General features: G+C 67.0%; 7 protein-coding genes. 6 read left to right on the top strand and 1 reads right to left on the bottom strand.

Features of this window, described 5'->3' with window-relative positions; genetic code table 11:
* Together GA0115240_RS18640 and GA0115240_RS18630 are read left to right on the top strand one after the other, a co-directional pair.
* Positions 1-1,366, top strand: a 1,366-nt coding sequence (locus GA0115240_RS18640; RefSeq protein WP_275941107.1) for an RHS repeat-associated core domain-containing protein, incomplete at its 5' end; no start/stop codon positions are given.
* 1,942 nt (positions 1,367-3,308) lie between these two features.
* A complete protein-coding gene (locus tag GA0115240_RS18630; RefSeq protein ID WP_093737810.1) occupies positions 3,309-3,617 on the top strand; it encodes a hypothetical protein in 309 nt (102 codons plus the stop codon).
* Between the two features lie 61 nt (positions 3,618-3,678).
* Here GA0115240_RS18630 and GA0115240_RS18625 read toward each other — a convergent pair whose 3' ends face one another.
* Positions 3,679-5,205: a TldD/PmbA family protein gene (locus tag GA0115240_RS18625; RefSeq protein ID WP_093737809.1), complete on the bottom strand. Its 1,527-nt coding sequence runs from the start codon at positions 5,203-5,205 to the stop codon at positions 3,679-3,681.
* Between the two features lie 234 nt (positions 5,206-5,439).
* Between GA0115240_RS18625 and GA0115240_RS18620 the strand changes: the two genes are divergently transcribed.
* The 4 genes from GA0115240_RS18620 (at position 5,440) to GA0115240_RS38320 (ending at position 8,191) form a co-directional block, all read left to right on the top strand.
* Entirely contained in the window at positions 5,440-6,330 is an 891-nt protein-coding gene (locus GA0115240_RS18620) for a lytic polysaccharide monooxygenase auxiliary activity family 9 protein (RefSeq protein ID WP_093737808.1), read from the top strand.
* A 122-nt stretch (positions 6,331-6,452) separates the two neighbouring features.
* The gene (fabG, locus tag GA0115240_RS18615; protein WP_093737807.1) at positions 6,453-7,172 is read left to right on the top strand and encodes a 3-oxoacyl-[acyl-carrier-protein] reductase; all 720 of its coding nucleotides are present in this window, start codon (positions 6,453-6,455) and stop codon (positions 7,170-7,172) included.
* 5 nt (positions 7,173-7,177) lie between these two features.
* Entirely contained in the window at positions 7,178-7,945 is a 768-nt protein-coding gene (fabI, locus tag GA0115240_RS18610) for an enoyl-ACP reductase FabI (protein WP_093737806.1), read from the top strand.
* Positions 7,946-8,068: 123 nt separating this feature from the next.
* A complete protein-coding gene (locus tag GA0115240_RS38320; protein ID WP_256069877.1) occupies positions 8,069-8,191 on the top strand; it encodes an SGM_5486 family transporter-associated protein in 123 nt (40 codons plus the stop codon).
* The last annotated feature ends 256 nt before the right edge of the window (positions 8,192-8,447 follow it).

Below are 8,447 nucleotides of genomic sequence, written 5' to 3'. Positions count from 1 at the left end.
GCTGGAAACCTCCCGCACCGACTCGGTGGCCGGCACCTTCACCGCCACCTACGACGCGGACGGCAACCTGGCCACCGAGAACCTGCCCGGCGGCTACACCCTCACCACTACGACCGACGAGACCGGCGCGGACACCTCCCGCACCTACACCACCGGTACCGGCAGCAACACGGTCACCGTCGCCGAGGACACCGCCAGCGACACCATCGACGGCCAGCAGGCCACCCACGCCTCCGACACCGGGGAGCAGGCCTACACCTACGACGCGGCCGGCCGCCTCACCACCGTCGACGACACCCAGGCCGACACCACCACCCACCGCGCCTACACCTTCGACAACAACACCAACCGCACCGGCCTGACCACCAGCACCGACAACCCCGACGGCACCGCCGGAACCCCCGCCACCACCGCCTACACCTACGACAGCGCCGACCGGCTCACCACCGCCGGCACCGTCTACGACGCCTTCGGCCGCACCACCACCCAGGCGTCCGGCGCTTCGATCGGCTACTACACCAACGACCTGGTCCGCCAGCAGACCGCCGGCACCAGCCGGCAGACCTGGACCCTGGACGCCGCACAGCGCCTGGCCTCCTGGACCACCGAAACGAACACCACCGGCACCTGGACCCAGACGGCGGCCAAGACCAACCACTACGGCAGCGACACCGACAGCCCCGAGTGGGTTGCCGAGGACGCCGCCGGCACCATCACCCGCAATGTCCAGGGCATTGGCGGAAACCTCGACGCCACCACTGCGGGGAGCAACGGCACCGTCCTACAGCTCACCGACTTGCACAGCGACGTCACCGTCCAGCTCCCCCTCGACATCAGCCAGGCACCCGTCGCCCTCGCCTACGACGAATACGGCAACCCCGAATCGGGCACCCCCGCCACCCGCTACGGCTGGCTCGGCGGCAAACAACGCTCCGACGAAACCGTCACCGGCGCCACTCTCATGGGAATCCGCCTCTACGACCCCACCACCGGCCGTTTCCTCACCACCGACCCCGTCCCCGGCGGCAGCGCCAACGCATACGACTATGCCAACCAGGAGCCGATCAAAAACTTTGACCTCACCGGCACATCCAGTTGGAGCAAATATGTAAAGTGCATGACCTGTATAGCCGCTATCCTGGCCGCAGTTGCCCCATATGCCAAAGCATTCAAGACCTACAGGGAGCTGCGAAGCGTAACCACGATAGCGAGGGTTGTAAAGGGAATGATAATGGGCTACAGCTTCAAAACCGCTGTTCGCCTTCTCTATTATGCAGGTTGGGGACTTATAGCTCAAGTTGTCGGATATAAGGCTGTCAAAACTGCATGCTTTGGACATCCGAAACACTGGTACTCAATCTTTTAGTACGGCGTCGATCGTGAAATTCTGACCGCTTGAGCGTCCACTCGACCAATGGGTCCCCGCGCAGCACAGTCCAACTGTCGCGTGGGGACCCCAATAACAGAAAAAATTCAATGGTAATAATCGGCATATGCAATGCCATCGCGACTACCTTCATCGCGGCACTGATAGCGACGGGGATATTTCTGAGCGTTCGTGTGACCCTCCGTCCTGATCACTATCCACAGGCGGTTGGGCTGCGCAGCATCAGCTTGCCGACGCGCGCTGGGATCTTGGGGGCCACCGCCGGAGCGACTGGGATCGGTCTTTCCGTCCTGCTTGCACCGGCTCATGGAGTCCTCGGCCTATTTCTCGCGGGGATAACCGGGATGGCGGCCGACTCTTCTCGCTACATCATCGAGTACCACAAGGGAATCGAAGGCTATCGCTGTAGCAGATGGGAAGTCTTTACATTGACCGCTTGCCTTATCGCTGGTTTGGGATGGTCGTCGATCGGCTGAAATGATCTCAGTTCATCGAATGGGGCGCCAACGCCTACACTTACCCAGGCGACCCGATCAACAAGTACGATCTCGACGGCCGGTCCGTCCGGACGAAGTACAACAAGAACTCCAAGAGCTGCTCATTCTGGCACGCTAGGTGCGTCATGAAGATGAGTAGGTGGCGAGCTTGGAAGGCATCGTACGATTTCCTTGCTGGCGCGAGCGCGTGGGCCGCCGCAGCTTTCATTCTCGGCGGGACAGTCGCCGGTGGGCCCGCTGGGGTCGTTATCGGAATCCTCTCAGTAATTATCGGATGGGTCGCAACCCAAATTCGGCGAGTGTTGAGTTCGTACCCGAATCGCGGCGTTAAAATCACCGTTCACCACTACGCGAAAGTGTAACGCATCAGTAGTTTACCCAGCGGCCTACGGTCGGTCGGAGATCTGAAAAATTCAGGCCTCCGAGGGGCGGACCATACGTGCGACCGCCGCCACAGACTGTCCGAGCCCTGGGAGATGGAGAACTCGAATTCCTGCGATAATTTACGTCCTTCCACCTCTTCTGGCATCCGCCATGCTGCTCGTAGCAGAATTTCGCGACCGGCGTGCCGGGAGCCGGCATGCCAGAGTCGAACAACGTGGATTCTCCAAGATATGGGTGGTTCCGATAGCATCAGCAGCGAGTGGTACCGCAATCGGATCGTCGGCTGCCGTTGTCGCAAGTGACAACCCTCACATCGTCATTATTTTCTTCAATGTCAGTTGATCGCTTTTTCTCATGGCGGGACTCATGAGGCTCACGAGGAGAAAAATCGGCCTTCCGGCCTGTGTCGGCATTTGCATAATAATTGCCGCTGTTTCATTCGTTTTGGCAAAAGGGCTCATGTGAGTGGAAATCCAGTACTCCAGTCGCGCATTGTGATCTTACGGGGTGACGGTTGTTCGTGGACTTCCCTCCGGCGCGGCTGGGCTGACGGTTGAATGGCCAGGCCGCGACATCGGGCTCAGCACCTTCACCCGGCACGTCGCGGCTGCCGCCGAACGCATCCGGAATCCCTGGGCATAACCCACTGTCTCGCCCTGAAGCGACAGGACCAGGTGCTGGACCGCCGCGAACGTAGAGCCGTGTTCGGCGACGGCAGGGCCGCTTTCGAGCGGCTGCGCGCGAAGCCCGGCAGGCGTCGCCCGACCATTTCCGGGCGGTCAATGGACTGGGAGCACGGCGTCCTCGCAGTAAACCACCAGGTCTCGGCCTACGGCTGCCAGGAGATCTCCGGCTACCGCCGCGGGGTGAAGAGGGGAACGAAGCATCGTTCGTTTGAGCAGGCTCGCCGGACGCCCGTGCCTGAGTCAATCAAAGAGGTCTTCAATGACCACATCGATCCCTTTGGCACATGGGGAAATCGGGGATAGTTCTTCGAGTCCCCCCGGCTGAACGACCGTCATCCGTCGTACGACTGGTTCTTGGATCAGTTCAAGGCAGCCGCGCAAAAGGCCGGAACTCCGGGCTACACCCCCAAAAGCTTCCGGCGCTTTTTCGTCTCGGAGGCTATCCATGCCGACATTCCGCTCTTCGAGGTGGCTGCGTGGGTAGGGCACCGAACCACTCGGACGACGGAGCTCGTCTACGGGCACCTCGTCCGTCGGGCCATGGACAGAGGGGCCCGGGCCATGCAGAACCGGCTGGAGCTGAGGCCGTACAAAGGCCTTATCGTCCCGCCCTCGGTGGCTCCCCTGGAGGGAGACACCGAGGAGTGGGGCGAGGATGCATGAGTGGTTCGTTGTGACGCCGTGTCGACCGCGTGCAGACTTTCGGACCCAATCGATCACCCCGTCACGAGCGCCCGGCCTCGTTGGTGGTGTTGAGGATGTTCACGTTCCGGAACAGTGCGGAGGGGCACCCGTGGCTGACGGCTGCGACCTGGCCGGGCTGGGCCTTGCCGCAGTTGAAGGCGCCGCCGAGGACGTAGGTCTGTGGGCCGCCGAGGGCCTCCATCGAGCCCCAGAAGTCGGTGGTGGTGGCCTGGTAGGCGAAGTCCCGGACCTGGCCGTCGAGGCGGCCGTCGCGGATCGCGTAGGCCCGCTGGCCGGTGAACTGGAAGTTGTAGCGCTGCATGTCGATCGACCACGACCGGTCGCCGACCACGTAGAGCCCGCGCCGCACACCGCTGATCAGCTCGTCGGTGGACGGGCCGGCCGGGTCCGGCCGCAGGGAGACGTTCGCCATCCGCTGGACCGGGACGTGGGCGGGGGAGTCGGCGAAGGCGCAGCCGTTGGAGCGCTCGAAGCCGGTGAGCCTGGCGATGCGGCGGTCCAGCTGGTAGCCGACCAGGACGCCGTCCTTGACCAGGTCCCAGGACTGACCGGCCACGCCCTCGTCGTCGAAGCCGATGGTGGCCAGGCCGTGTTCGGTGGTGCGGTCACCGGTCACGTTCATCAGCGGGGAGCCGTAGGCGAGTTTGCCCAGCTGGTCGAAGGTGGCGAAGGAGGTGCCGGCGTAGGCCGCCTCGTAGCCCAGCGCGCGGTCCAGCTCGGTGGCGTGTCCGACCGACTCGTGGATGGTCAGCCACAAGTTGGACGGGTCGATCACCAGGTCGTACGTGCCGGCCTCGACCGAGGGCGCGCGCATCTTCTCGGCCAGCAGGCCGGGGAGGGCGGCGAGTTCGGCGTCCCAGTCCCAGCCGGTGCCGGTCGCGTACTCCCAGCCGCGGCCGACCGGGGGTGCCAGCGTCCGCATGGACTCGAAGTCGCCGCTGTCCGGATCGACCGACACCGCGGTGACCTGCGGCTGGATCCGCACCCGCTGCTGGGTGGTGCTGGTGCCCGCGGTGTCGGCGTAGAACTTGTTCTCCTGGACGGTGAGCAGGGCGGCGTCGGTGTGCGAGACGCCGTCGGCGGCCAGCAGCCGGGCGCTCCAGTCGGCGAGCAGCGCGCTCTTGTCGGTGTCCGGCACGTCGAAGGGATTGACCTCGTAGGAGGAGACCCACACCTGGTCGGCGTGCACCGGCTCCGCCGCCAGCTCCACCTTCTCCTTCGAGCCGGCGGCCGCGGTGACCTTCGCGGACAGCCTGGCCATCGCGACGGCCTGCCCGGCCACCCGGGCGGCCGCGTCCATCGTCAGATCCACCCCGGCGGCGAAACCCCAGGCGCCGCCGTGCACCACCCGCACCGCGAAGCCGAGGCCCGTGCTGTCCGAACTCCCGGTCGGCCGGCCGTCCCGCAGCCGCAGCGAGGCGCTGCGCACCCGCTCCAGCCGGAAGTCGGCGTGCTCGGCCCCCAGCGCGCGGGCCCGCGCGAGCGCCGCGTCCGCGAGTGCCCGCAGCGGCAGCGCCAGGAATGACTGATCGACCTCATGAGGCACGGCGGTGTTCCCCTTCGATCTTCCGACAGGTAACGGCAGTGAATCACGGGCACGGTGCCGCCGGCGCGGACATTGCCCGGCCCTGTGGACAACCCGGCGCCCGCTCCCTACCGCGCCGCCGGCCCGGCCCGGCCGACTGCCCTCTTGGCTTGGTCCAGACCAATTAGTATGCTCATGACAACCGCCCTCTCTTGTCCGCAGAGCACCACCTCAGGCACGACAGGAGCCCCCCACATGTCAGTTCGCCGCACCACCGCATCGCTCGGCGCGGTCGGCGCCGCCGCCCTGCTGATCGGCGCCTTCGCCCCGGGCACGGCCAGCGCGCACGGAGCGCTCAGCGCGCCCGTCAGCCGGATCTCCGGCTGCTACGCCGAAGGCCCCGAGAACCCCAAGTCCCAGGTCTGCAAGGACCTCGTGGCCGACAGCGGCACCCAGCCGCTGTACGACTGGAACGAGGTCAACATCGCCAACGCCAACGGGCAGAGCCGCACGATCATCCCCGACGGCCACCTCTGCTCCGCCAACCGCGACAAGTACCGGGCGCTGGACTGGGCCCGGACCGACTGGCCCGCCACCGCCGTCGCGGCCGGATCGACCACCGTCACCTTCCGGGTGACCGCCCCGCACAAGGGCACCATGACCCTGTACATCACCAACCAGGGCTACGACCCGACCAAGCCGCTGAAGTGGTCCGACCTGGCCACGACCCCGATCGCCACCTACACCACCGCCGCCTCGGCGCCCAGCGGGTACTACACCTTCCCCGCCAACCTGCCGGCCCGCACCGGACGGCAGTTGATCTACCAGGTCTGGCAGCGCAGCGACAGCCCCGAGGCCTTCTACGGCTGCGCCGATGTCGTCTTCGGCCAGACGGCCGCCGCGGCGGCCGACACCGCGTTCAAGGCGCCCACCGACGCGCAGATCGCGGCCGGTGAGTCCAAGTCCACCGTCAGCCACCACGGCCACGGCGGCACCGAGCCCATCGCGACCAGCGACGCAGCCGACGCCGCTCCCAGCGGCGCCACCCTGGAAGCCGCCCTGTCGGCGAGCGCGGTGCTCGCCTCCGGCGCCCTCGGGCTGCTCTTCTGGAGCCGTCGCAAGGCAGGAGCACGCGCCGGGAGCTGACCTGCCACCTGTAGGAATCCCACAGGGGACCGCGGGGTCAGCCTGTCGGGGCCGATCCCCCGGGACCGGGCGCGGACCGATACCTTTCACTGGACAGCACGTCTAGTGGGAAGGGTGATCCGTTGAGCCGCTCGGTTCTCGTCACCGGAGGAAACCGGGGCATCGGCCTCGCCATCGCCCGGGCACTCGCCGAGGCAGGCGACAAGGTCGCCGTGACCTACCGGACCGGCAAGCCGCCGGCCGACCTGATCGACCTCGGTGTGCTCGCGGTCCGCTGCGACATCACCGACCCCGAACAGGTCGAGCAGGCGTTCAAGGAGGTCGAGGCGGCGCACGGCAATGTCGAGGTGCTGATCGCCAACGCCGGCATGACCAAGGACCAGCTGCTGATGCGGATGAGCGAGGAGGACTTCACCAGCGTCCTCGACACCAACCTCACCGGCACCTTCCGGGTCGTCAAGCGCGCCAACCGCGGCATGCTGCGCGCCCGCAAGGGCCGGGTCGTGCTCATCTCCTCGGTCGTGGGCCTGACCGGCCAGGCCGGCCAGGCCAACTACGCCGCCTCCAAGGCCGGCCTGGTCGGCTTCGCCCGCTCCCTGGCCCGCGAGCTGGGCTCGCGCGACATCACCTTCAACGTGGTCGCGCCCGGCTTCGTCGACACCGACATGACCCGCTCGCTCAGCGAGGAGCAGCGCGCCGGAATAGTCGCTTCGGTGCCGCTCGGCCGCTACGCCAAGGCGGAGGAGATCGCGTCGGTCGTCCGCTTCCTCGTCTCCGACGACGCCTCGTACATCACTGGAGCCGTCATCCCCGTTGACGGCGGATTGGGCATGGGTCACTGATCGCCATGAGCGGAATCCTCGAGGGCAAGCGCGTCCTGATCACCGGTGTGCTGACGGAAGCCTCCATCGCCTTCCACACCGCCAAGCTGGCCCAGGAGCAGGGTGCCGAGATCATCCTGACCGCCTTCCCCCGGCCCACTCTCACCGAGCGCATCGCCAAGAAGCTGCCCCAGCCGGTCAAGGTCGTCGAACTGGACGTCACCAGCGAGGAGCACCTCGGCCGGCTGGCCGAGATCGTCCGCGAGGAGCTCGGCGGCCTCGACGGCGTCGTCCACTCCATCGGCTTCGCGCCCCAGGACGCGCTCGGCGGAAACTTCCTCAACACCCCGTTCGCGTCGGTCGCCACGGCCATGCACGTGTCGGCGTACTCGCTGAAGTCGCTCACCATGGCCTGCCTGCCGCTGATGGACGGCGGCGGTTCGGTCGTCGGCCTCACCTTCGACGCGCAGTACGCCTGGCCGCAGTACGACTGGATGGGCCCGGCCAAGGCCGCGCTGGAGGCCACCTCGCGGTACATCGCCCGCGATCTGGGCAAGCAGAACGTCCGCTGCAACCTCATCTCGGCCGGCCCGCTCGGCTCGATGGCCGCCAAGTCCATCCCGGGCTTCTCCGAACTCGCCGACGTGTGGAACCACCGCTCCCCGCTGGAGTGGAACATGTCCGACCCCGAGCCGGCCGGCCGCGGTGTCGTCGCGCTGCTCTCGGACTGGTTCCCCAAGACCACCGGCGAGATCGTCCACGTGGACGGCGGGCTGCACGCGATCGGCGCCTGACGACCCGATCGCCATCCCGCCGCGGGCGCCCCGCACCCCTGCGGTGCGGGGCGCCGTCGACACGCCGCGGCCGAAGAGCGACCCCGGCGCGGGCGGCCGGGGCGGCGGTGCCAGACTGAAGCCATGCCCGTACTCGATCCGAATCCTCCGCAGCCCCAGCGGCGCCTGCTGAAAGTCTTCGGTCTGATGATGGCGGTGCCCGCGTTCGTCGCGGTGATCGCCATCATCGCCGCCCGCATGGGCTGACCGCCCCGCCCCGCCGACCCGGCCCGGACCCGGCCGGCCCCGGCCCGGATCCGACCGGCCCGGATCCGACCCCGACCCAGGGGTGGGGACAACCCCACCATCCCTAGGGGGTCAGGCTCAGGGTCAAGTGGGTGGACGACCGGATGGGACCGCCCGCACCGCCCCCGTAGCGTCGAACCGTACACAGCAATACGGCAGTTCGACGGTCCAACCACGGAGGCGGTCACCGTGACCACGCAGTCCCCGCACCTGTACA

The sequence above is a fragment of the Streptomyces sp. DvalAA-14 genome (assembly GCF_900091855.1).
Classification (GTDB): Bacteria; Actinomycetota; Actinomycetes; order Streptomycetales; family Streptomycetaceae; genus Actinacidiphila.
The sequence above is the reverse complement of the archived record's forward strand: the minus strand, read 5'-3'. Positions and strand labels throughout refer to the sequence as shown.